Source organism: Synechococcus sp. WH 5701, from assembly GCF_000153045.1.
Taxonomy (GTDB): Bacteria; Cyanobacteriota; Cyanobacteriia; order PCC-6307; family Cyanobiaceae; genus Regnicoccus_A; species Regnicoccus_A antarcticus.
In genome coordinates this window covers 164926-189772 of the sequence record NZ_CH724159.1, presented here as the reverse complement: position 1 = coordinate 189772, position 24847 = coordinate 164926, and the positions used below count along the sequence as shown (strand labels likewise).

General features: G+C 65.8%; 27 protein-coding genes, 1 tRNA gene and 1 pseudogene. 10 read left to right on the top strand and 19 right to left on the bottom strand.

What is annotated here, in order from left to right:
- Positions 1-34: 34 nt before the first annotated feature.
- Together WH5701_RS01825 and WH5701_RS01820 are read right to left on the bottom strand one after the other, a co-directional pair.
- Positions 35-1399 (bottom strand): ATP-binding protein, encoded by a 1365-nt coding sequence (locus WH5701_RS01825; RefSeq protein ID WP_006170187.1) that lies wholly within the window; start codon positions 1397-1399, stop codon positions 35-37.
- A 3-nt stretch (positions 1400-1402) separates the two neighbouring features.
- Positions 1403-2128, bottom strand: coding sequence for a response regulator (locus WH5701_RS01820; protein WP_037980032.1), 726 nt, complete (start codon positions 2126-2128; stop codon positions 1403-1405).
- Positions 2129-2311: 183 nt separating this feature from the next.
- Here WH5701_RS01820 and WH5701_RS01815 point away from each other — a divergent pair, with 183 nt between their 5' ends.
- Positions 2312-2815, top strand: coding sequence for an EF-hand domain-containing protein (locus WH5701_RS01815; RefSeq protein ID WP_083781864.1), 504 nt, complete (start codon positions 2312-2314; stop codon positions 2813-2815).
- A gap of 17 nt (positions 2816-2832) precedes the next feature.
- Here the strand turns inward: WH5701_RS01815 and WH5701_RS17915 are convergent, their stop codons facing one another.
- From WH5701_RS17915 to WH5701_RS01795, 4 genes are all read right to left on the bottom strand, one after another.
- A complete protein-coding gene (locus WH5701_RS17915; protein WP_006170184.1) occupies positions 2833-3285 on the bottom strand; it encodes a hypothetical protein in 453 nt (150 codons plus the stop codon).
- A 12-nt stretch (positions 3286-3297) separates the two neighbouring features.
- A complete protein-coding gene (locus WH5701_RS01805; protein ID WP_006170183.1) occupies positions 3298-3540 on the bottom strand; it encodes a hypothetical protein in 243 nt (80 codons plus the stop codon).
- 119 nt (positions 3541-3659) lie between these two features.
- Positions 3660-4298 carry a DUF4335 domain-containing protein gene (locus WH5701_RS01800; RefSeq protein ID WP_006170182.1) on the bottom strand — a complete coding sequence of 213 codons (639 nt, stop codon included), beginning with the start codon at positions 4296-4298 and terminating at the stop codon, positions 3660-3662.
- Positions 4295-4876, bottom strand: coding sequence for a DUF3038 domain-containing protein (locus tag WH5701_RS01795; RefSeq protein ID WP_006170181.1), 582 nt, complete (start codon positions 4874-4876; stop codon positions 4295-4297). Before WH5701_RS01795 ends, WH5701_RS01800 begins: the two co-directional genes overlap by 4 nt.
- Before the next feature lie 51 nt (positions 4877-4927).
- Here WH5701_RS01795 and WH5701_RS01790 point away from each other — a divergent pair, with 51 nt between their 5' ends.
- Complete coding sequence (locus tag WH5701_RS01790) at positions 4928-5485, top strand: adenine phosphoribosyltransferase (RefSeq protein ID WP_006170180.1); 558 nt, start codon at positions 4928-4930, stop codon at positions 5483-5485.
- A gap of 2 nt (positions 5486-5487) precedes the next feature.
- Here WH5701_RS01790 and WH5701_RS01785 read toward each other — a convergent pair whose 3' ends face one another.
- From WH5701_RS01785 to dapB, 5 genes are all read right to left on the bottom strand, one after another.
- Positions 5488-5700: a DUF2949 domain-containing protein gene (locus WH5701_RS01785; protein ID WP_006170179.1), complete on the bottom strand. Its 213-nt coding sequence runs from the start codon at positions 5698-5700 to the stop codon at positions 5488-5490.
- Between the two features lie 48 nt (positions 5701-5748).
- Complete coding sequence (locus WH5701_RS01780; protein WP_006170178.1) at positions 5749-6981, bottom strand: FAD-dependent monooxygenase; 1233 nt, start codon at positions 6979-6981, stop codon at positions 5749-5751.
- Positions 6982-7056: 75 nt separating this feature from the next.
- Positions 7057-7341, bottom strand: coding sequence for a hypothetical protein (locus WH5701_RS01775; RefSeq protein WP_050751416.1), 285 nt, complete (start codon positions 7339-7341; stop codon positions 7057-7059).
- A 77-nt stretch (positions 7342-7418) separates the two neighbouring features.
- On the bottom strand, positions 7419-8063 hold the full coding sequence (locus WH5701_RS01770; protein ID WP_006170176.1) for a hypothetical protein: 645 nt from the start codon (positions 8061-8063) through the stop codon (positions 7419-7421).
- A 4-nt stretch (positions 8064-8067) separates the two neighbouring features.
- The gene (gene dapB / locus WH5701_RS01765) at positions 8068-8925 is read right to left on the bottom strand and encodes a 4-hydroxy-tetrahydrodipicolinate reductase (RefSeq protein WP_006170175.1); all 858 of its coding nucleotides are present in this window, start codon (positions 8923-8925) and stop codon (positions 8068-8070) included.
- Between the two features lie 142 nt (positions 8926-9067).
- On the opposite strand from dapB, the gene WH5701_RS01760 reads away from it, so the two are divergent.
- Positions 9068-13090 carry a magnesium chelatase subunit H gene (locus WH5701_RS01760; protein WP_006170174.1) on the top strand — a complete coding sequence of 1341 codons (4023 nt, stop codon included), beginning with the start codon at positions 9068-9070 and terminating at the stop codon, positions 13088-13090.
- A gap of 4 nt (positions 13091-13094) precedes the next feature.
- Here WH5701_RS01760 and WH5701_RS01755 read toward each other — a convergent pair whose 3' ends face one another.
- On the bottom strand, positions 13095-14048 hold the full coding sequence (locus WH5701_RS01755; RefSeq protein ID WP_006170173.1) for a glutathione S-transferase family protein: 954 nt from the start codon (positions 14046-14048) through the stop codon (positions 13095-13097).
- Positions 14049-14127: 79 nt separating this feature from the next.
- Between WH5701_RS01755 and WH5701_RS01750 the strand changes: the two genes are divergently transcribed.
- The 3 genes from WH5701_RS01750 (at position 14128) to katG (ending at position 17994) form a co-directional block, all read left to right on the top strand.
- Entirely contained in the window at positions 14128-14733 is a 606-nt protein-coding gene (locus WH5701_RS01750) for a nitroreductase family protein (protein ID WP_006170172.1), read from the top strand.
- Positions 14734-14772: 39 nt separating this feature from the next.
- Positions 14773-15603 (top strand): SDR family NAD(P)-dependent oxidoreductase, encoded by an 831-nt coding sequence (locus tag WH5701_RS16525; RefSeq protein WP_083781798.1) that lies wholly within the window; start codon positions 14773-14775, stop codon positions 15601-15603.
- Positions 15604-15789: 186 nt separating this feature from the next.
- Positions 15790-17994, top strand: a complete 2205-nt coding sequence (katG, locus tag WH5701_RS01745; RefSeq protein WP_006170170.1) for a catalase/peroxidase HPI — start codon at positions 15790-15792, stop codon at positions 17992-17994.
- Between the two features lie 75 nt (positions 17995-18069).
- On the opposite strand, the gene WH5701_RS17910 is transcribed toward katG, so the two are convergent.
- The gene (locus WH5701_RS17910) at positions 18070-18528 is read right to left on the bottom strand and encodes a hypothetical protein (RefSeq protein ID WP_006170169.1); all 459 of its coding nucleotides are present in this window, start codon (positions 18526-18528) and stop codon (positions 18070-18072) included.
- A 277-nt stretch (positions 18529-18805) separates the two neighbouring features.
- Positions 18806-19633: a dihydropteroate synthase gene (gene folP / locus WH5701_RS01735; RefSeq protein ID WP_006170168.1), complete on the bottom strand. Its 828-nt coding sequence runs from the start codon at positions 19631-19633 to the stop codon at positions 18806-18808.
- 231 nt (positions 19634-19864) lie between these two features.
- Here folP and WH5701_RS01725 point away from each other — a divergent pair, with 231 nt between their 5' ends.
- The 4 genes from WH5701_RS01725 (at position 19865) to WH5701_RS01710 (ending at position 22265) form a co-directional block, all read left to right on the top strand.
- A complete protein-coding gene (locus WH5701_RS01725; protein ID WP_006170166.1) occupies positions 19865-20329 on the top strand; it encodes a hypothetical protein in 465 nt (154 codons plus the stop codon).
- An 85-nt stretch (positions 20330-20414) separates the two neighbouring features.
- Positions 20415-20499: transfer RNA gene (locus tag WH5701_RS01720), tRNA-Ser, on the top strand.
- 83 nt (positions 20500-20582) lie between these two features.
- Positions 20583-21746: a glycoside hydrolase family 10 protein gene (locus tag WH5701_RS01715; RefSeq protein ID WP_006170165.1), complete on the top strand. Its 1164-nt coding sequence runs from the start codon at positions 20583-20585 to the stop codon at positions 21744-21746.
- Positions 21747-21830: 84 nt separating this feature from the next.
- A complete protein-coding gene (locus WH5701_RS01710) occupies positions 21831-22265 on the top strand; it encodes an Rrf2 family transcriptional regulator (RefSeq protein WP_006170164.1) in 435 nt (144 codons plus the stop codon).
- 7 nt (positions 22266-22272) lie between these two features.
- Here the strand turns inward: WH5701_RS01710 and WH5701_RS01705 are convergent, their stop codons facing one another.
- From WH5701_RS01705 to WH5701_RS01690, 5 genes and pseudogenes are all read right to left on the bottom strand, one after another.
- Positions 22273-23247, bottom strand: a complete 975-nt coding sequence (locus WH5701_RS01705) for a cation diffusion facilitator family transporter (RefSeq protein ID WP_232201829.1) — start codon at positions 23245-23247, stop codon at positions 22273-22275.
- 72 nt (positions 23248-23319) lie between these two features.
- Positions 23320-23539, bottom strand: a pseudogene (locus WH5701_RS18295) (IS5/IS1182 family transposase); the annotation flags it as partial.
- Positions 23540-23887: 348 nt separating this feature from the next.
- Positions 23888-24214 carry a CsbD family protein gene (locus WH5701_RS18750; RefSeq protein WP_006170162.1) on the bottom strand — a complete coding sequence of 109 codons (327 nt, stop codon included), beginning with the start codon at positions 24212-24214 and terminating at the stop codon, positions 23888-23890.
- Between the two features lie 114 nt (positions 24215-24328).
- Positions 24329-24493, bottom strand: a complete 165-nt coding sequence (locus WH5701_RS16520; protein ID WP_006170161.1) for a DUF1328 domain-containing protein — start codon at positions 24491-24493, stop codon at positions 24329-24331.
- A 10-nt stretch (positions 24494-24503) separates the two neighbouring features.
- Positions 24504-24689: a CsbD family protein gene (locus WH5701_RS01690; protein ID WP_006170160.1), complete on the bottom strand. Its 186-nt coding sequence runs from the start codon at positions 24687-24689 to the stop codon at positions 24504-24506.
- Between the last annotated feature and the right edge of the window lie 158 nt (positions 24690-24847).

Below are 24847 nucleotides of genomic sequence, written 5' to 3'. Positions count from 1 at the left end.
CTGTCTAGAGGCATTCTCGTGAACAGGGGATGGGTTAAAGACAGATTGTTGAGGCCCTGACACGGCCATCGGCCAGGGAATGGCCACTCAGGCTCACGCAGAACGTCCCGGGAGCCTCCTGCGGCGAGAGATCCACCAGGGGCTCAGCCCCCAGCCGCAATTCACCGCCATGGGTGCGGGCCACCCTCTGGGCGATCGCCAGACCCAGACCGCAATGACCGTGGCCGCTGCGGGCCTCATCAAGCCGCTGGAAGGGCATCAGCGCCTGGGAGCGCTGATCCTCCGCGATGCCTTGCCCTTGATCCCACACCTGCAGCTCGAAGCCGTCCTGTTGCCAGGCCCGAAGCACCAGCCGCACGGGCGGCTGCCCATAACTGAGGGCATTGTCGATCAGGTTGGCCACGGCGCGGCCCAGGGCGATCGGCTGAACCGTGGCCGTGACCGGGGCCAGATCCAGCTCCACCGGCTGGCCGTCGTAACGGGCCGCCAGCTCCGCCAGCAGCTCCGCCAGGGGCACGCTCACCGCCGCCTCCCCTCCCCCGCCGCCGGCGAAGAGCAGGAACTGGCCCGTGATCCGCTCAAGGTCGTCGAGATCCGCGCCGGCCCGGGCGCTGGCGGAGGCATCCCCAAGCAGCGACAGGCGCAGCCGCAGACGCGTGAGCGGTGTCTTGAGGTCGTGGGCGATACCGGCGAGCATCGTGGCCCGCTCCTGCTCACTGTCCTCCAGGCGCTGGAGCATGGCATTGAAGCGCTGGGCCAGGCGGCGCACCTCGGGAGCGCCCCGCTGGGGCATCGGCTCCGGCTGTGCGTCAAGGCCCACCCGCGCCAGGGCTCGCTCCAACTGCTGCAGCGGCCGCTGCACCTCCAGCAGCAGGAACAGAGCCCCGGCCATCACACTGCCGCTCGCCAGAGAGAGCGTCACCAGCAACGGATCGGGCGGCCAGCCGAAACGGGGCCGAATGGGGGCATAGAGCCAGACCGGCTCCAGGGGCGAAGCCAGCTCGATCCAGACACCGCGGGCCGCGCCGTGGTTCGGCACCACCTCGGGGCAGCGGGGCAGCCGGCGGCACAGCTCCAGCTGCAGCTGATCGGCTTGCCGCTCGAGGCGTACATCATCCCCCTGACCAAGCAGACCCCAGCGCCGGGGAGGGCGCGGCGGCTGACCCACTCCCAGCTGCAGGCCGCTGAGCTGGGAGACGGTGGCCGGCGGAAAACGCTCCAGCGCCAGCTCCGAGAGCCTCAGGTTCAGGGCCACCTGGGGGCCCATCTGGGCGATCTGGGCCTGGCCGATCCGACTGCCCAGCAGGGCCTGAAGCAACATCAGGCTGAGGGCCCATCCCCCAAGAAAGAACCCCCCGAGACGCAACGACAGGGCAGCGGAGCGGATCGAGGGGGCCATGGCTCAGCGGTTGCGGGGCTGGCCGTCGGGAACGAAGACGTAGCCATAGCCCCAGACCGTCTGGAGATAGCGCGGCCGGCTCGGGTCAGGCTCCACCAGCCGCCTCACCCGCGACACCTGCACATCCATGCTGCGGGTGTCGGTGTCGCTGGCGGGGCCACGGGCCAGCTCGATCAGGCGCTCCCGCGAGAGGGGACGGTGCGGGTGCTGCACGAAGGCGGCCAGCAGGCTGAATTCACCGCTGGTGATCGTCACCGGCTGATTCTGCCGCTCCAGGGTGCGGGCGGAGAGATCCAGCACGTTGTCGCCGAAGTGCACCAGCTCGCCATCGGCGAGGGGGGTGCCGGCCGGCATGGTGCCGCGGCGGCGCAGCACTGCTTCGATGCGGGCCATCAGCTCCCGTGGCAGGAATGGCTTGGCCAGGTAGTCATCGGCGCCCTGCTCCAGGCCGATGATCCGGTCGACCGCCTCGCCGCGGGCCGTGAGCATCACCACGGGCAGATCGTCGCTGGAATCACGCAGGCGCCGCAGCAGGGTGAGGCCGTCGTCACCGGGCAGCATCAGATCGAGCACCACCAGATCGGGGCGTTGGAACTCCAGCCGGGCCATCAGTTGGCGACCGTCTGTGAGGCAGCGCACCTCATAGCCCTGGTCGGTGAGGTAGGTGCCCAGCAACTGGCGCAGTTCGGGGTCGTCATCGACCACCCAGATCGTGTGGGTTCGGCTCAAGGCGGGGGCCGCAGCTGGCACGACTGTATGGAGTGGAACCCATCGCGCCCAGGGGCCTCCCCCCCGGCTCGCCTTGCCAAAGGTGACTGCCCGGCCCTGCAGACAGCTCCGGTCATGGCTTGACCCCAGCAGCCGCGGCCGCAGGGGCTGACCCGGCCCGCCGATCTCCATAAGGTGATCGCCATGGCGACCCCCACCAGCTCCAGGAGAAGACTCAAGCTGTCTGCCGGCAATGGCCCGCTGCGGCCTCTGCTGGTGGTAGCCGCCCTGCTGCTCAGCCTGGCGGGACCAGGGCTCGCCCAGGACAACCGGTCGCTGCAGCTGTACCACCAGCGGATGCAGGCCTGGTTCGAGCAGCTGGACCGCAACCGCGATGGCAGGCTGACCCCCCAGGAAAGCCGCGGCCAGCCCTATCTGGAAACGAATTTCCGGCGGCTGGATCAGGAAGGCCGGGGCTACCTGCTGCCCACCGACCTGAGTCCCCGTCAGAAGGTCTTCCTGGGAGTGCGGCTGCGCACGATGTTCGCCCAGGCCGACCGCAATGGCGATGGCCGGCTCAGCCGCCAGGAGGCGCGGTCCTTCCCCTGGCTGAACCGGCGGTTCTCGGAAATTGACCTGAATCGCGATGGAGCCGTCAGCCTTCAGGAGGTTTGGGAGTCGAGGAAGTCGCTGGCTCCCCGGCCCTGAGCACAGCGCCCCTGCGCTCAGCGCTCGGGACGATCCGGCGCACGGATGCGCACCACCGACCACACCAGTCGGGCCAAACCCGCCGGCAGCGCCAGCACCCCGCCCAGCCCCGGCATCGCCAGGCGCAGCAGGCGGTACACCCCGTTGATCAGCAACAGCAGCGCCGCGATCGCCAGGCCCAGCAGCAGCAGCAGCCCAGAGGCCTGCAGCAGGCCCACCAGCAGACTGATCAGACCATTGCCGATCTCGCTGAGCCCGCGGATCAGAGCGCTGATCACCTTGCTGAGCACCAGCAGCGAATCCAACCGGCTGGGGAGCTGCATCAGCAGCAGCAGCACCCCGATTCCAGCCGCCCCGTTCAGCAGGGCCATCACGGCCTCCCGCCAGGGGGATCCACTCCGTCGCTGGCGCGAGAACACCTTGCGGGGCAACTGGCTCTTGCGGCCCGGATCCGGCAGGTGCGTCTTCATGGCGGCGGCCTCTCAATCGAGCGTGTAGCCCGCACCACGCATCCAGCGCTCGAATTCCAGCAGCACCAGTTCATTGGGGCAATCCACCAGGCTGAGGCCCGCCACAGTGCAATCCCCCTGGCCGCCGTGGTGAAGCGAAAGGTGAAAGTCCTTGCCACTGAGGCCACAGACCTCGGGATCACTGCGCACAACCACATCCAGGGAGGCCCCCAGCCGATTCACCCGTCGGCGCAGTTCAGACCAGCTGGTGGTCATGGCTTCGTCGTCATCGCAGCAGGACCATGGAGCGCAGAATCATCGGCAACCCAAGCAACGCCAGGGGGCTCTCCCTTTGAGTGTGGCCACAGGTTCCTGTTCGTCAATGGGGCAGGCACTTAGCGGGGAGGGGTGAGCGGGGAGGTGGGGGTGGCCGCGGGGCTGGCGGCCGGGGTGGCCGTGCGCCGCGGCAGGGGCACCATCAGGCCAAGGGCGGCGGTGATCGCCAGGGCGGCCAGACCGGCAGCGGGGGCGGCCAGGCGCTGACGCAGGGGCACGCGCTCAAGGATTTCGCGGCGGTGCAGGGGGCGATCGGGGGGCAGGCTGAACCCCAACTGCACGCGGGGATCGAGGCGGAGCTGATCCAGGCAGCGCACCAAGTCAGCAAGCTCGGCGTCATCGAAGCTGAGCTCAAGGGGCTGGGTGTCGGGCTGGCTGCTGTGCAGGCGCAAGCGGTGGGCCAGGCGGTTGCGCAGGCCGGCCCTGGAGGAGGAGATGGGCTCCATCTGCACAGGATCCGTCGCCGCCCCCATCGGCTGCGGCACGGAACTCACGAGATGACGTGCGTAGGGCAGCACCACGGCCAGCAGGGACTGGAGGTGATCGCGTTTGCCCTCCAGGGTGGGATGACCGGCCAGATCCAGCTCCCAGGCCGAGAGGATACCGATCACCTCCGGTCCGTGGCCGGCGGAGAGGTCAGGGAGTCCATCGATGCGCAGGCGGCAGCTGGTCTGCTCGTAGCGGTAACTGAGTTTCATGCCGCAGCATCCATCAAGCTGGCTTTGAGACGGTCGAAACCGCCCCGGCCGGAGCCGAAGGCCAGTCCCTGCACCAGCTGACGCTGCAGCCGGGGACCCTCCTGGGGATCCAGCAACTTCTGCACGCCTCCACGGCGGGGATTGAGACGTTCGCGCACCAGTTCATCGAGCCGGGTGCGGAACAGCTGCCAGCGCTGCTGGGTGACCGGTTCAGGTTCAGAGGCCGAGAGCAGCTGCCGCAGCATCGGGTAGAGCCGCTCGGCCATGGCACAGAGCAGGCTGATCAGGGCGTCGGTTTCAGGTTCGCTGAGTTCGCCCCGGCGGCAAGCCAGCCTCAACGGGTTGTAGCAGCGCCGCTTCCACAGCTCCACACGATTGGGGAAGAGGGAGCCGAAGCCGAGCTGGCTGGCCATCCAGACCATGGCTTCGCCACCGTTGAGATCGAGGGCCTCGACGCTGAGCAGCATCAGGTCGAGCCGCTCCAGCCCCCGGCGCGAGAGGCGGGCAGCAGGCCGTGGCGGTGGGGGCTGCTCCACGGCGGCTTCCGCGGTTGGAGCGGTGATTGTGACGTCGGCCATGGCTGCGATGATGCCAGCGCCCGCGCCGATCCGTCACCCGATCGCTTCTCCATGGCCCTGAGCACCACAGTCCCCGAGTTGGGCGAGCCCATTGATCTGCGGGGACTGGTCAGGGATGTGCCCGATTTCCCCAAGCCCGGCATCCTCTTCCGCGACCTCACTCCGCTGATGCGTGACCCCCGGGGCTGGAAGGAAGTGGTGCGCCTGTTGGCGGGGGTTTGCGCGCAGCTGCGCCCGGATCTGATCGTGGGCATCGAATCCCGGGGCTTCATCGTGGGCACGGCCCTGGCCACGACCGTGGAGATCGGCTTCGTGCCGGTGCGCAAGCCCGGCAAGCTGCCCGGCCAGGTGCGCGCCGTGGACTACGCCCTGGAATACGGCCACGACCGCCTCGAGATCCAGCACGACGCTCTGGCGGGCGGGCCGCGGGTGTTGATCGTCGACGACCTGCTGGCCACGGGCGGCACCGCCGCGGCCTGTGCCCAGCTGGTGACCGAGGCCGGCGGCGACCTCTGCGGCTTTGGCTTCGTGGCGGAGCTGGCGGACCTCGGCGGGCGCTCGCGCCTGCCAGGAGACCATCCAGTGGAGTCCCTGATCGTCTACGCCTGAGATCAGGCCTGCTGGTCCTGCCAGGCCAGCACCTGATCGAACTGATCGAGGCTGATCAGCCCGAAGCGCCAGAGGATCACTGGCAGCGGAGCCTGCTCCTGATCGGCCTGGCGGATCCCCAGCGCCAGCGCGTTCTCGCTCAGGCCCTGCTCATGGCGCAGGTAACGCACCAGGGCGGAGGAGGGAATCGGCTGGGGGGAGGTGCTGATCACCATCGGATCATTGGAGCTCTCGGGCTCACGCGGGCCGGAGCCGTGCTGCCCTCACTCTGACCAGCGGGCGGCAAGGCGGCAAGGGCCCAGGGTCATCGCCTTGAGGCTGAGGTGCCTCAGGGCGCTGGAGCGGCGCATCAGGCCGAGAGCCAGCCGGCGACCCCTCAGCAGCAGCGGCTGCCGGTTGGAGAAGATCCGCACCAGCAGGTCGGTGCTGAGCAGGGTGATCAGCACATCGGCCCAGCGGCGGCGGCCATAGGCCCCGGCCACCGCGGCAGGCGACAGTCCTCCTGCCGCCGCCCGCAGGGCCTGCCGCTGCAGTTCCTCCACATCCCGCCAGCAGAGATTCATCCCCTGGCCGCCCACCGGATGGCAACGATGGGCCGCCTCACCCACCAGGGCCAGCGAACCGCGGTGGAAGCGGCGGACGAGCTCGAGAGCCACCGGGAAGGCCCGGGGAGTGTCGAGCAGGGCCTCGGGCTGAAGGCTGTCCGGAAGCGCGCTGGCGAGGGCATCGAGAAAGGCCACGGGATCGAGCGCTTCCAGCCGTCGCAGGCGCTCAGCCGGAGCGCTCCAGACCAGCTGGGCGGTGCCGTCGCCAAGGGGCAGCACGGCGAATGGACCCTCGCGGCGAAAGAGTTCCCAGGCCTGATCGGGGGCCGAGCCGCGCAAGCGCACCTGGGCGGTGAGACAGCCCTGGCGGTAGGGGAGGCTCCAGCGCCTGATCCCCGCCGACTCCCGGGTGGGCGAGGCGCTGCCATCGGCGGCAACCAGAAGATCGGGCGGATCGAGGGAGTCGGCCACAGGGACTCCAGCCTCGCCAAGGCTCAGGCTGATGCCGGGATGGGCTTCAAGCTGCTCCAGCAGCCGTTGCATCAGCGGCTGATGCTGCAGGATCCAGCCCACAGCCGCTGCCTCGTCGGAGCGGCCCACACCGAACCCCACCTCGGCCGGGCCGAAGCCGATCGCTCGTCCTGCCTCCAGATCACAGAGCCGCAGCGAGCGAAAAGGAACCGCCACATCCGCCAGCTGCGGCCAGAGCCCCAGGCGCTGCAGAAAGAGGCGACTGGAGTGGCTGAGGGCATAGGCGCGGTGGCGTGCCTGAAGCTGAGCGCCGCTGAGCGGATCCATCAGCTGCACCCGCCAGCCCGCCTGCGCCAGAGCCAGGGCCGTCAAGGCACCGGTGGGCCCCCCACCGAGTACGCGGGCCCGGAGCAGGGTCGACCGCTCAGTGATCGGCGGACAAGGTGGGGCCAGCACAGGGGCCAGGGCAAAGGCGCTCATGGGCTTCAGTGGCGGCCACAACAAAGCCGCAACAGAAAGTCTGCTGCGGCCAGTGGTTGAGTGCGGTGGCAGGACTCAGCCGATGCCGAGCAGGCCGCGGGTGAAGGCCTCGCCGCCCAGGGCGAATTCAGTGGCCAGGAGGGCAATGAAGCCAAGCATGGCCATGCGGCCGTTGAGCTTCTCGGCGCGCTCGTGGAAACCCCAGCCGCTCTCGGGGCTCACCACTTCCATGCGGGGCTCGGTGGCGAAGGCATTGAGGCGGCCGCCGTCTTCGGTGGTGACGGTGGCGCCGCGGATGGTGGCGCGCTCGCTGGCGGTCACAGGAGCCGAGTTGGGGGCGGTGGCGGTGGCTTGAGCCATGGAAATCTCCATTTCGATGAACTCAATGTAACACATTGTTGCGGAACGTAAACACCTGTTGGCTGAAGCGGCCCGCTTCAGCGCAGGCGCCGCAGGCACAGCTCCTCGAAAGCCGGCCGTAGCAGGTAGGGGTACTCGCCCACCCAGACCTTGAGCTGCGGGATCCAGGCGTCGCTCATGGCATCGATCCGGGAGAAATCAGGACGCTCGCTCAGCACCAGACCGCGGACGACCATGCCGCGGCGGATCGTCTGATGCTTCTTCTCCATCGGGAAGCGCACCGAGCCCAGGTAGCCGTCGTCGTCTTCCAGCTCCAGCGAGAGCCAGGTGCGCCGGTTCTCCACCAGCTCCAGCCGACCGCGCTGATCCGCCTGCTCCTTGCGCTGCTCCACCAGCTCCTTGGTGAACAGATCCCCCACCCGCGCCTCGTAGAGCGCCGCCCGGGGGTAGCGGCGCAGGGTGGCGTTCTTGCGGCCCGCCTCCAGGATCGGGCCCCAGAGCACGTAGAGCAGCAGCACAAAGCCCGCCACCAGCCAGAGCGAACCGAAGCGGTAGGAGAACTGGCTCTGGGCGATCAGCAGCGAGATCACCCCGCCGATCACCGAGATCAGCACCCGCTGCAGGATCTTCTGGGGATTGCCGCTGCAGAAACTGAACTGGGGACCGCTGGCCACCGCCGGAATCAGTCGCTGCAGTTCACCGGGTTTGAGGGGAATCAGCATGGCGTCAGAGCAGGCGCTCGAGCCCGTAGACCAGGCCCTGCAGCTGGCGCACCCGGCGCAGGGTGAGCAGCACGCCGGGCATGTAGGCGGAGCGCTCAATCGTGTCGTGACGCAGGGTGTAGGTCTCCCCCGGGGCGCCGAACATCACCTCCTGGTGGGCCACCAACCCGGGCAGCCGCAGCGAGTGCAGCCGCAGGCCGCTCTCCCGCTGACCGCCGCGGCAGCCCGCCAGCGTTTCGTGCTCCTCCACCTGGGGCGCATTGAAGGTTTTGCCCAGCTCCTCGATCAGCTCGGCGGTCTTGAGACAGGTGCCGCTGGGGGCATCCGCCTTGCGGTTGTGGTGGAGTTCGGTGAGCTCGGCGAAGTCGTAGAAGCGGGCGGCGGCGGCGGCGGCCTGCTGCAGCAGCACCATGCCCACGGAGAAATTGGGAATCACGGCACCGCCGATGCCGGCCTTTTCGGCGAACACCGCCAGCTCACCCAGTTGCTCGGGGCTCAGGCCGGTGGTGCCGATCACCGGATGGACGCCATAGGCGATCGCGGCGCGGGTGTGCTCGTGGACCACCGAGGGGTGGGTGAAATCCACCAGCACAGCCCCGGCTCCGGGACCATCGCCCCGCACCGCCTGGCTGGCCTGGCAGAGGCAGCCTTCGAAATCGGCGGTGATCGCCACCTCCAGCTCCCCCAGGCCCAGCTCCAGACCCACGTCGGCCCCCTCCTTGCCAGGGGTGGTGTCGATCGCGCCGATCAGGCGGCAATCCCCCGCCGTGGTCACGGCTTTGACCACCTCGGCCCCCATGCGGCCCAGGGCACCGGCCACCACCACCGGGATCGAAGCAGGGAGCGCGTCGGTGGGGGTCATGGGCCGGGCGTGATCTCTGCGTGGGGGGAGCCTATGGCGTCGATTCCGGCCCCGGCGGCGCTCCTGTAACGCCTTGGGGCGCAAAGTCACGCGGCTTGAGGAGCTTTCGTAGGCTCCTTCACATTGCTCAACTCCGGCGCCGATGTTCACGCAGGTCCGCTCCGCCAACCGCCGGGTCAGCCCTGGCAAAGGCGAGGCCCCAGCCGGCAGTGAAGGTCGGGCGGTGATGCGTGCGGTGTACGTGGTGCTCGAGCCCCAGTACCAGAACGCGCTCACCCAGGCGGCCACCAGCCTCAACGCCACCAACCCCGCCCTGGCTGTTGATCTGAGCGGCTACCTGATCGAGGAGCTGCGCGATCCGGAGAACTACGCCGCCTTCTGCGCCGATGTGGCCGAAGCCGATGTGTTCATCGCCTCGTTGATCTTCATTGAAGACCTGGCCCAGAAGGTGGTGGAGGCGGTGGCGCCCCACCGCGACCGCCTCAAGGCCGCCGTGGTGTTCCCCTCCATGCCGGAGGTGATGCGGCTCAACAAGCTCGGCACGTTCTCGATGGCCCAGCTGGGCCAGAGCAAGAGCGCCATCGCCAGCTTCATGAAGAAGCGGAAGGAGGCCAATGGCGCCGGCTTCCAGGACGCCATGTTGAAACTGCTCAACACCCTGCCCACGGTTCTCAAATATCTGCCGGTGGAGAAGGCACAGGACGCCCGCTCCTTCATGCTCAGCTTCCAGTACTGGCTGGGGGGTACGCCGGACAACCTGCGCAACTTCCTGTTGATGCTGGCCGATAAGTACGTGTTCCCCCGGGGCGACACCGGCCGGCCCGAGCTCGAGGTGGCCGAACCGGTGGTGTTCCCGGATCTGGGCCTCTGGCACCCCCTGGCGCCGGGGATGTTCGAAGACCTCAAGGAATACCTGAACTGGAACGCCAGCCGCGCCGACCTGAGCGAGAAAGCCCGCAGTGGTCCGGTGATCGGCCTGGTGCTGCAGCGCAGCCACATCGTCACCGGCGACGAGGCCCACTACGTGGCTGTGATCCAGGAACTGGAATACCGGGGCGCCACGGTGATCCCGGTGTTCTGCGGCGGGCTTGATTTCTCCAAGCCCGTGAAGGCCTTCTTCTACGACCCACTCAATCCCGAGCAGCCGATCGTGGATGGGGTGGTGAGCCTCACCGGCTTCGCCTTGATCGGCGGCCCGGCCCGCCAGGACCACCCCCGCGCCATCGAGGCGCTCTCGAAGCTGAACCGGCCCTACATGGTGGCCCTGCCGCTGGTGTTCCAGACCACCCAGGAGTGGGAGGAGAGCGACCTGGGTCTGCACCCCGTGCAGGTGGCCCTGCAGATCGCCATCCCCGAACTCGATGGCGCCATCGAGCCGATCGTGCTCAGCGGGCGCGACGACGCCACCGGCAAGGCCCACACCCTGCAGGACCGGGTGGAAGCGATCGCCGAGCGGGTGATCCGCTGGGCCTCCCTGCGCACCAAGCCCCGCCTCGACAAGAAGCTGGCGATCACAGTGTTCAGCTTCCCGCCCGACAAGGGCAACGTGGGCACCGCCGCCTACCTCGATGTCTTCGGCTCCATCCACCGGGTGCTGGAGGAGATGAAGCGCAAGGGCTACGACGTGCAGAACCTGCCGCGTGATTCCAAAGCGCTAATGGAAGCGGTGATCAACGATCCCGAGGCCCTGCAGGGTGCACCGGAGCTGGCGATCGCCCACCGCATGAGCGTCGAGGAGTACGAGCGGCTCACCCCCTATTCCGAGCGGCTGGAGGAGAACTGGGGCAAGCCTCCCGGCAACCTCAACTCCGACGGCACCAACCTGCTGATCTACGGACGCCACTTCGGCAATGTGTTTGTTGGCGTGCAGCCCACCTTCGGCTACGAAGGCGATCCGATGCGGCTGCTGTATTCCCGCAGCGCCAGCCCCCACCACGGCTTCGCTGCTTACTACACCTATCTCGAGAAGGTCTGGGGAGCCGACGCGGTGCTGCACTTCGGCACCCACGGCTCGCTGGAATTCATGCCCGGCAAGCAGATGGGCATGAGCGAAACCTGCTACCCGGATTCACTGATCGGCGCCCTACCGAATCTTTACTACTACGCGGCCAACAACCCCTCAGAAGCCACGATCGCCAAGCGGCGGGGCTACGCCGCCACGATCAGCTACCTCACCCCACCGGCCGAGAATGCCGGGCTCTACCGGGGCCTGAAGGAGCTGGGCGAGCTGGTGGGCTCCTACCAGCAGCTGCGCGAGAGCAGCCGCGGCGTGCAGATCGTCAATGCGATCGTCGAAACGGCCCGCCAGTGCAATCTCGACAAGGACGTGACTCTGCCGGAGGTGGATGCCAGCGAGCTCGACCTCGACGGCCGTGATGGCGTGGTGGGGGCGCTCTACAGCCAGCTGATGGAGATCGAGAGCCGGCTGCTGCCCTGCGGCCTGCACACCATCGGCAAGCCGCCCACCGCCGAGGAGGCGATCGCCACCCTGGTGAACATCGCCGCTCTGGAGCGGGAGGAGGAGGGCTACCGCAGCCTGCCGGCCCTGCTCGCCGAGAGCCTGGGCCGCACGATCGATGAGGTGTATCGCGGCAACGACGCCGGGGTGCTGGCGGATGTGGAGCTGAACCAACGGATCACCGAGGCCTGCCGCGGGGCGGTGGCCTCGATGGTGCGTGCAGTCACCGGAAGCGATGGCCGGGTGGATCTCAAGGGCCGCTTCGGCTGGTTCTTCGCCCTGCTGGAGCGCTTCGGTTATGAGCGGCCCAGCCCCTGGCTGAGCGCCTGCCGCGCCTCAGGCTTTGCGGCAGTGGAGCCCACCGAACTCGACAAACTGTTCGGCTACCTGCGCTTCTGCCTCGAGCAGATCTGCGCCGACATGGAGATGGAGAGCCTGCTGAGGGCCCTCGACGGCGAATACGTGATCCCCGGCCCCGGCGGCGATCCGATCCGCAACCCGGGCGTGCTGCCCAGCGGCAAGAACATCCACGCCCTCGACCCCCAGGCGATCCCCACCCGCGCCGCCATCGCCGCCGCCAAGGTGGTGGTGGACCGGCTGATCGAGCGCCAAAAGGCGGAGCAGGGCACCTGGCCGGAAACGATCGCCTGCGTGCTCTGGGGTACCGACAACATCAAGACCTACGGCGAATCCCTCGCCCAGATCCTCTGGTTCATCGGTGTGCGCCCCGTGCCCGATTCGCTCGGCCGGGTGAACAAGCTGGAGCTGATCTCCCTGGAGGAGCTGGGCCGCCCCCGCATCGACGTGGTGGTGAACTGCAGCGGCGTGTTCCGCGATCTGTTCATCAACCAGATGGGCCTGATCGATCAGGGCGTGAAGATGGCCGCAGAGGCCGATGAACCCCTGGAGCTGAACTTCGTGCGCAAGCACTCCCAGGAGCAGGCGGCGGCGCAGGGCATCAGCCTGCGCGAGGCCGCCACGCGGGTGTTCTCCAATGCCAGCGGCAGCTATTCATCGAATGTGAACCTGGCGGTGGAGAACAGCACCTGGGAAGAGGAGGGCGAACTGCAGGAGATGTACCTGTCCCGCAAAACTTTCGCCTTCAACGCTGACAACCCAGGCGAGATGAACCAGAACCGCGAGGTGTTCGAATCGGCGATGAAAACCGCCGATGTCACCTTCCAGAACCTGGATTCCGCCGAGATCTCGCTCACCGATGTGAGCCACTACTTCGACTCCGACCCCACCAAGCTGATTGCCGGCCTGCGCGATGACGGCAAAGCCCCCACCAGCTACATCGCCGACACCACCACCGCCAACGCCCAGGTGCGCTCCTTGAGCGAAACGATCCGCCTCGATTCCCGCACCAAGCTGCTCAATCCCAAGTGGTACGAGGGCATGCTCAATTCCGGCTACGAAGGGGTGCGCGAAGTGGCCAAGCGGCTCAACTTCACCCTGGGCTGGAGCGCCACCAGCGGTGCAGTAGACAACTTCGTGTATGAAGAGGCCAATGACACCTTCATCAACGACGCTGAGATGCGCAAACGACTGATGGAACTCAACCCCCACAGCTTCCGCCGCATCGTGGGCACTCTGCTGGAAGTGAATGGTCGTGGCTACTGGGAGACCAGCGAGGAAAACATCGCCCAGCTCCAGGAGATCTACCAAGAGATCGAAGACCGGATCGAGGGAGTCACAACTCCCTGAACGGCTACGGCCAGTCGATCAGCGGGCCAGCCGGGACCACACCGGAAGGATTGATGCTGGGATGGCTTTGGTAGTAGTGGCCCTTGATGTGCTGCATGTTCACGGTCTCAGCCACTCCTGGGAAGAGATAGAGCTCACGCACATAGCGCCAGAGGTTGGGGTAATCGACGACGCGGCGCAGGTTGCACTTGAAATGGCCCACATAGACAGCATCGAAGCGCACCAAGGTGGTGAACAGCCGCCAGTCTGCTTCGGTGAGGCGCCTTCCGAACAGGTAGGGCTGATCCGCTAGGCGCTGCTCCAGCAGGTCGAGGGTGGCAAACAGTGGTTGGATGGCCTCGTCGTAGGCCTCCTGGCTGGTGGCGAAGCCGCAACGGTACACACCATTGTTCACCGTGTCATAAATCAGCTGATTGAGCCGATCAATCTCATCCCAGAGAATCTCGGGATAATAGTCGCCAGGGGCAGCACCGAGGCCATCGAAAGCGCTGTTGAACATGCGAATGATCTCCGAGGATTCGTTGTTCACGATCTGCCCCGTCGCTTTGTCCCAGAGCACTGGCACCGTGACCCGTCCGCTGTAGTTCGGGTCGGAGTTCGTGTAGATCGTATGCAGGACCTCGGCGTGGTGGATCGGGTCAGGGATCACCCCTTCCCCCGGCTGAAACGTCCAACCCTCGTTCCCCATCAACCAGTGGACCACCGACACCGACACCATCGAGGCCAGACCCTTGATGCTGCGGAAGATGGCCGTGCGATGGGCCCAGGGGCAGGCGTGGGAGATGTAGAGGTGGTAGCGATCCGCTTCGGCGCCAAAGCCCCCTTCGCCGCTGGGACCGGGGCGGCCGTCTGGCGTGACCCAGTGGCGGAACTGCGAGGCGGAGCGAATGAACCGTCCGCCGCTGCTGCTGGTGTCGTACCACCGGTCGTGCCAGACCCCGTCAACGAGCAGTCCCACGCCAGAGCCCCAGAGGCGCCCACCGTAACCAGCGTGAGCCGATAGGGTCGGCCCCAAGATCCCCTGCCGCTCCCTTGCCATGGACGTGATCGACGCCATCTACGCCAGGCGGGCGGTGAAGCACTTCGACCCCAGCCACCGCCTTACGGCAGAAGAGGAGCGGCGACTGCTGGAGGCCACCATTCAGGCGCCCACCAGCTTCAATATCCAGCACTGGCGGTTTGTGATCCTGCGCGATCCCGACCTGCGGGCCACGATCCGCCAGGACTACGGCAACGACCAGGCCCAGATCACCGACGCCTCCCTGCTGGTTCTCTTCACCGCCGACATGAAGGCCTGGAGCAAGCAGCCCGAGCGCTACTGGGTGAATGCTCCGCAGCCTGTCGCTGAACTGCTGGTGGGCTGGATGGGCCCCTTTCATGAGGGCAGGGAGTGGCTGCAGCGCGATGAGGCCCAGCGCTCCATCGGCCTGGCCATGCAGACCCTGATGCTGGCAGCCACCGGCATGGGCTACCAGAGCTGCCCGATGATCGGCTTCGAGATCGAGAAGCTCTCTGAGCTGATCCGCCTGCCGGCAGACCACGTGATGGGTCCGATGGTGGCGATTGGCAAAGGCACCCAGGACCCCTGGCCCAAACCGGGGCAGCTGGCGCTCGAGGACCTGGTGGTCGAGAACGGATTCTGATCCTGGGGGGGTTCAGAGCCTTGAGCCGAATCCGCTTCGATGGCCCAGAACCCAGTGGTGACAGGAGCTGAAGCCAAAGGTGATGTGGAGGCACTGGCAATGAAAGATTTTCGACTGGATGGCAAAAGGGCTTTGATTTCCGGAGGCTCAAAAGGCCTCGGTGCCGCAATCGCGGAAAGATTCTCCGAGGCTGGAGCAGACATCGGTGTGATCGGCAGGGACAGGGAGGGACTGGGCAGGATCCAAGGGATTGTCGAGAACAATCATCGCAACTGCTGGGTGATCGAAGAAGACGTGTCGTCGATCGAGGGAGCCAGGCGAGCCGGCGACAAAGCACTGGCCCTTGATCCAGAATGGGATGTCCTTGTCAACAATGCCGGCATTGCCAGAGTTCAGTCGATCCTTGAAACCACCCAGGACAACTGGAATGATATATTTTCAGTCAATCTTCGCTCAGCCTTGCTTCTTTCTCAAGCAATTGTCCCCCAGATGATCAAGAGGGGACATGGAAAGGTGGTCAACATCTCTTCGATTGGGGCCTTCATCGGCACCCCAGGATTAGGGGCCTATGCGGCATCAAAAGCAGCCCTCAATCAACTGACCAGGACCATGGCCGTTGAATGGGGTCCGCACAATGTTCAAGTGAATGCCCTCTGCCCCACTGTTATTCTAACCCAAATGGGTCATGATATCTGGGACAGCCCATCCATGGAAGAGCCCAGAAAAGAAAAAGAAAAAAGAATTCCCCTGCATCGCTTTGGAGAGCCAACAGAAGTAGCCAATGTGGCCTTATTTCTGGCCAGCCCTGCATCCAATTTTGTTCATGGAGTTTCGCTGCCTTTGGATGGAGGCATGTCAATAGCTCCGTAGACACCAACGGAGGCCAAGGATGGCCGGTCATTCGCTGCAAACGCTGATTGTGTCGTCACCGATCGAGAAGGCCTGGCCATCAACGCAGCCGCTACGGATTGTGTTGGGAGCCTCCTCCACCCCGGAGGTGCTGCATACGGTCGAGAGGGATGACTCCAGCCCACGTCGCTTGCCAGGAGACAGTCGATGACCGCCATCAGCCAGTGCCCATTTGCGGGCCGCTCCGGGGCGCCCACCACAGCCGGGGATCAGTCGAACCGCCACTGGTGGCCCCACCAGCTCAACCTGGCCATCCTTCACCAGCATGCGCCGGCCTCCAACCCGCTCGGGGCAGCGTTCAACTACGCCGAGGCGTTCAACGAGCTGGATCTCGCCGCCGTGAAGCGGGATCTCCATGCCCTGATGACCGACTCCCAGGACTGGTGGCCGGCTGACTGGGGGCACTACGGCGGTCTGTTCATCCGCATGGCCTGGCACAGCGCCGGCACCTACCGCACCTCCGATGGCCGAGGGGGCGGCGGTACAGGCAACCAGCGCTTCGCTCCGATCAACAGCTGGCCCGATAACGGCAATCTCGACAAGGCCCGTCGCCTGCTCTGGCCCATCAAGCAGAAGTACGGCAACCGATTGTCCTGGGCCGATCTGATCATCCTGACCGGCAACTGCGCCCTGGAATCGATGGGCTTCCCCACCTTCGGCTTCGGTGGCGGCCGCGCCGACATCTGGCAGCCCGAGGAGGACATCTACTGGGGCAAGGAGACAACCTGGCTCGGCGATGAGCGCTACAGCGGTGATCGGGAACTGGAGCAGCCCCTGGGGGCCGTGCAGATGGGCCTGATCTACGTGAATCCCGAAGGCCCCAACGGTGAGCCCGACCCTGTGGCCTCCGGTCGGGACGTCCGCGAAACCTTCGCCCGCATGGCCATGAACGACGAGGAGACCGTCGCTCTGGTGGCCGGTGGTCACACCTTCGGCAAGGCCCACGGCGCCGGCTCAGCTGATCTGATGGGTCCAGAACCGGAGGGGGCCCCGATCGAGGAGCAGGGGCTGGGCTGGCACAGCCGGTTCGGCAGCGGTAAGGGCGCTGATGCCACCACCAGCGGCATCGAAGGAGCCTGGAAGCCCAACCCCACCACCTGGGACCGGGGCTATTTCGAGATGCTGTTCGGCTACGAGTGGGAACTGGAGAAAAGCCCCTACGGCGCCTGGCAGTGGCGGGCGAAGGATGTGCGTGAGGAGCACCTGATCCCCGACGCCCACGACCCGGCGAAACGGCACCGGCCGATGATGACCACCGCCGATCTGTCGCTGCGCTTCGATCCGATCTACGAGCCGATCGCCCGCCGCTTCCACCAGGATCAGCAAGCCTTCGCTGACACCTTCGCCCGAGCCTGGTTCAAGCTCACCCACCGCGACATGGGCCCGAAGGTGCTCTACCTCGGCCCCGAAGTTCCCGCCGAAGACCTGATCTGGCAGGACCCGATCCCTGCCGTCGACCATCCCCTGATCGGCGCCGCCGCCATCACCGAACTCAAGGCCAAGGTGCTCGATTCGGGGCTCACGGTGCCGGAGCTGGTGGCCACCGCCTGGGCGTCGGCCTCCACCTATCGCGGCTCCGACAAGCGCGGCGGCGCCAACGGTGCCCGCCTGCGCCTGGCCCCCCAGAAGGACTGGGACGTGAACCAGCCCGAGCAGCTGGCCCGGGTGCTGGCGGTGCTTGAAGGGATCCAGCGGAACTTCAACGCTGCTCAGGCAGGCGACACCCGGGTGTCGCTGGCGGACCTGATCGTGCTGGCGGGATGCGCCGCGGTGGAAGCGGCGGCCCGTGCCGCCGGCCACACGGTGGAGGTGCCCTTCACCCCAGGCCGCAGCGATGCCTCCCAGGAGCAAACGGATGCCGCCTCCTTCGCGGTGCTGGAGCCCCAGGCCGACGGCTTCCGCAATTACCAGAAGCGGGCCTATGCGGTGCGGGCCGAGGAACTGTTGATCGACCGGGCCCAGCTGCTCAGCCTGAGCGCGCCGGAATTGACCGTACTGGTGGGGGGCCTGCGGGTGCTGGGGGCCAATGCCGCCGGTTCAGCCCATGGCGTGTTCACCCACCGGGTGGGCACCCTCAGCACCGACTTCTTCGTGAACCTGCTTGACATGGCCACGGTGTGGACACCCAGCTCTGAAGCCGCGGACACCTTCGAAGGGCGTGACCGCCACAGCGGCGAACTGCGCTGGCGTGGCACCCGCGTCGACCTGGTGTTCGGCTCCAACTCCCAGCTGCGGGCCCTGGCTGAGGTGTACGCCCAGAACGATGGGCCCGCCAGATTCGTGGCGGATTTCGTGGCGGCCTGGAGCAAGGTGATGAACCTGGATCGCTTCGATCTCCGCGCCGGGGATTAACGCAGTCCAGCCAACAACAACGCCAGGACCAGAACGAAAGGGAGCATCAGCAGACCAAACCCTGGCTTGAACGCTTCAGTCGTTGGGATTGTTGCTACAGGAAAGATGCAAGGAACCCGGCCCTCCGCCACCAGCCCAGAAGCAGGGGTTGACGATCGTGGAGGTCAGTGTCTTCCATTTATCATTCCTACGCTTGTGGGCCTTCAACCTGAATTTATAGGTCGTGTTCGCCAGAATCGTTTGATTCTGCGCATCGAACTGCACCTCGGGCAATGTACTCACAACGCTGTCGTAGTCGCAGGGGTCTTTGCCATCCTCGGTATTGCTTTTCTGGCGCCAGCACAGTCGATACCTGTCGTAGTCGTCAGCGTTGCTGCTGCTCCACCAGAAGGTGATGTCGCTGTATCCCGTGGAACCTCCTCCAGGGTAAAAGGGTCCGTCGGTAATGCCTCCGTACCAGAAGTAGCTCGCCTGGGCTGGCAGGGCGAACGCAGTGAGGCCGACGACCAGCAGACTCAGGGCCAGGGCGATCATCGGCAGAGGGCGGAGCAGGAACCTGAGCCTGGAGGTCCGTGCTGGTGTCCTGCCATCCGGTTGATCTGTCCTTGGGTTCATCGGGAGCTCGGCAAAGTCTGGTCACCTGGGGGCGCCGTCGTTGGGCAGCGCTCTCCTTCGGTTGCTGGAAGCCGGGGACTTCTGGAGGTAGGTCGTCCGGATCATCCGCACGTCTTCTAGCCCTGCCGTCCTGCATCTCGTTAAATCCAGAAACCCAGCGACACATAATCCTGCCCGCCAGATCGCCAGCGTTCGTTCAGCTGCGCCGGATCGCGTCCACCATCCGGGCCGTCTGCACGATCGGGCCCACATCGTGAACCCGCAGCACATCGGCACCTGCCGCGATCGCTTCACTGCACACAGCCGCTGTTCCCCAGAGCCGCGCCCTTGGCCTGGGTTCGTTGAGCACCGCACCAATGAACCGCTTGCGCGAGGGACCCACCAACAGGGGAAAGCCCTCGCGCCGCAGCGCCGCCAACCCCCGGAGCAGAGCCAGGTTGTGTTCGGTGGTCTTGGCGAAGCCCAGGCCCGGATCCCAGATCAGCTGCCGGGCGCACACACCGGCCGCCAGGGCTGTTTCGGTGGAACGGAGCAACTCCTCACGCACCTCGGCCAACACATCGGTGTAAGTGGCCAGATCATCCATGCTGCCGCTGTCGCCGCGGCTGTGCATCAGCACATAGGGACAGCCGAAGTCGGCCACCACCGAGAGGATCTCGGGATCGCGGCGGCCCGCACTCACATCGTTGATCCAGTGGGCACCGGCCGCCAGGGCGGCTGCCGCCACCGGCGCGCGAAAGGTGTCGATCGAGAACAGGGGGCTGGCGACATCGGCGCAGGCGGAGCGGATCAGGGCCAGAGCCGGCAGCACCCGCGCCTGTTCTTCTTCAGCGTCGATCTCCACCGCCCCCGGCCGGGTGCTCTGGCCGCCGAGATCGAGCAGATCCGCCCCCTGGCGGAGCATCCGCCGGGCCTGGCGCAGCGCCGCCTCGGGCCGCTCAAAGCGACCGCCGTCGCTGAAGGAATCGGGCGTGACATTGATCACGCCCATCACATAGGTGCGCGCGCCCCAGCTCAGGGCCATCTCAGGCGGGGCCGGGCAGATCGGTGAGGTCAATCAGGATCTGCTGGAGGTCATGGTCAGCGCTGGATCCTGCTCCAGCCGTTGCATCAGGGCCTCCACCGCTGAGTCGGGGGCTGATCCCATGGCATCCGAACTGGCTCCCAAGAACGTACAGCGATCCAAGCCTGGCTCCGCCCGCCGATCCGACATCGCCATGGCCGCTGTGGGCACGCTTCTGGCAGCAACCCCGCGGTGATCTTCCCCACCATCAGCGCGATCCGCCGGCGCGGGTATCTCAACTGCGGCGTGGAAGGGACCATGCCCGGCTTCAGCCTGGTGGAACCGTCGGGCCGCTGCAGCGGCTTTGCCCTGGATCTCTGCCACGCGTTGGCGGCTCCAATGGTCTGTGCTTCGCGCCGATCGTCGTTCACGACGGCCAGGGCCTTCTGGTGGCAGCCGCCAGCGGCTACGGCGATCTCGCTCAACTGCGCGGTCGCTCGATCTGCGTGGTCAGCGGCACCACCACGGAGCTCACCTGGCCGCCTGGACAACCTCGACACCTGGGTCCGCACGGCCCCCGGGGCGATCCGCGCCGGGGGCCACGTCGGGGAGATCTACGAGCGCAACCTCGGACCCGGTTCGCCGCTGCGGCTGGAGCGGGGCCGCAACCGGCTCCGGCACGCCGGCGGACTGCTGTGGTCACCACCCTTTCGCTGAGCCCGTCCCAACGGCAGCGGCCACGGCCAGGGTTCCATGGGAAACTGTCGATGCCAGCGGCCCTATGGGCTGATGGCAGGCCCCTGGAGGGGTGGTCGAGTGGTTGATGGCTCCGGTCTTGAAAACCGGCGAAGGGAAACCTTCCGCGGGTTCGAATCCCGCCCCCTCCGTTCCCTGAACGCCCCCAGCACGGTCGCTGGAGCCCTTCGGAAACCACCGCTAGGGTCGGGCTGCCTCTGATCCGACCGCCGCCATGAAACGAACGCGTTGGCTGCTGCCGGTTCTGATGCTCTGCAGCTTGCTGCTGGTCATGGTTCCCGCGCTGAACGCGCCGAGTGCCGCCCAGGGCGCCCGCGCCGAGATCCGGGGGGTCTGGATGACCACCAATGACATGACCACCATGCGCGATCGCACCAAGTTGCGAGCGGCGATGGACCAGTTGAAGGACATGCACTTCAACACCGTCTATCCGGTGGTCTGGAATTCCGGCTACGCCATTCACACCAGTGAGGTGACCCGCGCGCGCAAGATTCAGTCGTTTTCATACAAGGGACTGGAAGGCCAGGACATCGTGGCGGACGTCATCAGCGAGGGACATGCCAAAGGCATGCTCGTGATCCCCTGGTTCGAATTTGGCTTCATGGCGCCACCGTTTTCGGAGCTGGCTCTGCAACACCCCAGCTGGCTCACCGAGCGGCAGGACGGCAGCCGCACCTCGATCAGCGCTGCCGGAGAAGTGGTCTGGCTCAATCCATTCAGACCGGAGGTGCAGCAATTCATCACCGAGCTGGTGCTGGAGGTGGTGGGCAACTACGACGGTGATGGCATCCAATTCGATGACCACATGAGTCTGCCCAATGAGTTTGGCTACGACAGCTACACCAAAGCGCTGTACGCCAAGGAGACAGGGCGTGCCGTGCCGAGCAATCCGATGGATCAGTCCTGGATCAAGTGGCGCGCCGACAAGATCACGGCCTTCATGGCTCAACTGCACAAGGCCGTGAACGCCAGAAAACCGAAGTCGATCTTTTCCGTCTCCCCCAACTACTACGACTTCGCCTACAAGCTGCAACTGCAGGACTGGCTGGGCTGGGTGCGTCGCGGCATCGTTGATGAACTGATCGTGCAGCTCTACCGGCCGGATGTGGCCAGCTTCGCGGCCGAGGTGGCGCGCCCCGAGCTGGCGGAAACGCGCAAGAAGATCCCCACCGCGATCGGGGTGATGACGGGGCTGCGCACCAAGCCCGCGCCGATGCAGCTGATTCAGGCTCAGGTGCAGACCGCCCGCCAGAAAGGGATGGGGGTGACGTTCTTCTATTTCGAATCGCTCTGGAATGCCACCGCCGAGGCGGAAGACCTGCGCCGCGAGGGATTCCTCTCCCTGTTCCCCAGCCCAGCGCCGCGCACGCCGCTGTGAGCCCCCAGGTGCCAACGCCTCCCGCAAACCCCACGCAGAAACCGTGGATCCCTTGTCACAATGGATCCAGGCATCCGGTGATCCGTGAGTTTCAGCACCAAAACGGAGTACGGACTGGTGGCCCTGATCGAGCTGGCCGAGGTGTATTCAGGAGGCGGCGTGCTCCAGGCCGGTGAAATCGCCCGCCGCCAGGGGATTCCCGAGCGTTATCTCGAGCAGATGCTCACCAGCCTGCGGCGCAGCGGACTGGTGCACAGCCTGCGTGGTCCCCGCGGCGGCTACCAGCTGGCCAGATCACCGGAACTGATTACGGTGGCGGAGGTGCTTGCCTGCCTGGAGGGCAAGGCAGGGGGAGCGTGTCCCGATGGCAAGCGTTCCACCACGGCCTTCCTGGTTCTCACGGCCCTGGAGCAGAAACTGGAGCAGGCCCGCGCCAGAGTCCTGGCGGCCCTGACCCTGAAGCAGCTGCTGGAGGACACCAGGGCCAGGAACCAACCGACCCTGATGTATCACATCTGAGCGCACGTCAGGGCGGTGGCTCCAGCTGCAGGGTGCTGTGGGAGATCCCGATCTGCGCCAGGCGGCGCTTGGCCTCATGCAGCAGTTCCATGTCATCCGCGGCGCCAGGCTCTCGGATGACATGGGCGGTGAGGGCGTTCTGGGAGGTACTCATCGCCCAGACGTGCAGATGATGCACATCCACCACCTGGGGCAGGGAACGCAGGGCGCCATCCACCTGGGCGATGTCGATGCCGCGCGGCACCGCATCGAGGGCCACCACCAGGGCCTCGCGCAACAACTCCCAGCCACTCCAGGCCACCACAAGGCCCACACCGAGTGCGGTGAGCGGATCCAGCCAGGGCCAGCCGGTGATCCCCACCAGCACGGCGCTGATCAGCACCGCCGCCGACACGGCCGCGTCCGTGAGCAGATGCACCACCGCGGCGCGGCGGTTGAGGTCATGGCTGTGGTCGTCGCCGAACAGGCGCGCCGAAAGCAGGTTCACGACGATTCCCGCCGCCGCTGCCCAGGCCACCGGCGTGCTCGCCACCGCCACCGGATGAAGAAGCCGCTGGAAACCCTCCACGATCACCACAGCGGCCGCCATCAGAATCAGCACCGCATTCACCAGCGACGCCAGCTGGGTGCTGCGCCCGAAGCCATAGGTGAAGCGGAGCGTGGCCGGCCGGGAGCTCAACCGCTCAGCACCCCAGCCGAACAGCAGCCCGGCCACATCACCGATGTTGTGTACGGCGTCACCGATCAGCGCCAAAGAGCCGAAGGCCACACCGATCACCAGCTGCAGGCCTGAGAGAGCACTGTTGAGGATCACGCTCCAGCGGAAGGCGGCGGCCGAGCCGGGCCGATGCTCGTGCTGGCGCCGGTGAGGCTGGCGTTGAATCCCGACTGCCGGGTGCTGGGAGTCTCCGGAATCGGAAGGGGCGGGGGGCATGGTCTGATCGAGGTCTGCGGCCATCGCCAGCGTGGCGCCGATCAGCACCGTTGACGACGAACAGAGTCCAGAATCAAGCAGCGGGAGGCCTGGACCAAACCGCTTGCTGAATGTGTCGTCACGTTCGGCCGAAAGGCCAAACGAGGGCAGCAGCAACTGCTTTGGTGGCACGGACGATCGGCCATCTGAGGCGTACAGCTCACCAATGGTGGGATCGAGTCGATCGGGGGCCTGATTCGCCAGCTTCTGGAACCTGCGCAACGGGTGGAGGGCCGGGATACCCTCCTCGAATCGGCACGCAGGAGTACAGAGAGCCGCTGCGCTCCTGTTGACCTCGTATCACGACTGGGGCGTCGTCCCATTTTCGCAGAGGCGGTCTGGTTGTTCAGTGAACTCCTTAGGCGCCGCCAGTAAGAGGTTTCAAGACCAGCTACTTGTTTTGGCCTGGAGCATGACCACTGTTGCCAGGCCTACCGCTCTCGCCGTGATTTTGGCTACTGGGGTGATGCTTGCGATAGTAGGGAAGGTAGGTGTTGGCGTCCCAGCTGTCTCGAACAAAATACACCAGCGAGGGCTGGAATGGCGAGAGCGAAACTGGCCAGAACTGTGGACACGGTCCTGGGGAGAACACAACTCATCGAAAACCAAAGCCAATAATGGCTTCTAGATGGAAGCGGCGCGGCCTGGCTCAGCCCATTCCGGCCTTGTCCTTGACGTCTTCGACGGCATTCCGGACTTTGGCCTCGGCTTGCTTCGCCTTGCCGGCAAGGCGATCTCCCTGGTTGCCAGTGATGTTGCCAATCGATTCCTGGGTCTTGCCCTCGAAGTCCTTGGCGCCGGCCTTGACGCGGCCTGCGGTGGCGGCCAGGGGCAAGCGGGAGGTGCTGAGCGTGAAGGCTCCTGAGGCCTGGGCGGGAGCGCTCAAGGCCGGCGTGGCGATCAACACGAGCAGGCTGAAGGCCAGGCCAAGGCAAGTGGCGGCCAGTTGGCGCAGAAAACGAAGTTGGTGATTCATGGTGACGATGGCGAGGGGGAAACGAGGTTTAGCGATAAAAAACTATGGCAATCCATGCAGCATGCCCAATGTTGCTCAATAATCCGGTCAGAACATCGTGATTCACGCAGCCATTCATATCGAACTGCGCCGGCCGGTGAGGAAAGAGATCACGGCAAGCACGAGAAACACAAGAAACAGGATCTGGGCGATGCTCGCAGCTGATCCGGCGATACCACTGAAGCCGAGGACGGCAGCGACGATCGCAATGACCAAAAAGGTTATGGCGTAGTTCAGCACGACAGAGCTCCTAAGGAGTGTTGATCAGCTGGGTGATCTCTTCTTGGCTCTTGCCAAGCTTCTTCTGCAGATGGCCAAGCAATTCCTCTTCCTGACCCTCGGTGTAGGCCAAGTCGTCATCGGTGAGATCGGCGAACTTCTGCCTGAGCTTCCCTTTCAATTCATGCCATTCACCTTTGAACTGGAGATTGTTCATGATCAGGTCCGCAAGGGTGTGAGATCAATGCCAGAGCCTATGGAACGGCCAGATTGCTGCCAGAGCAAATCCGTTCGCATGTCACGCCATAGCCCCTCTCCTTTCACTATGGGCCTGAAACTGTTGTTTGACTGCTGCAGATGTGCCCCTTATCTACG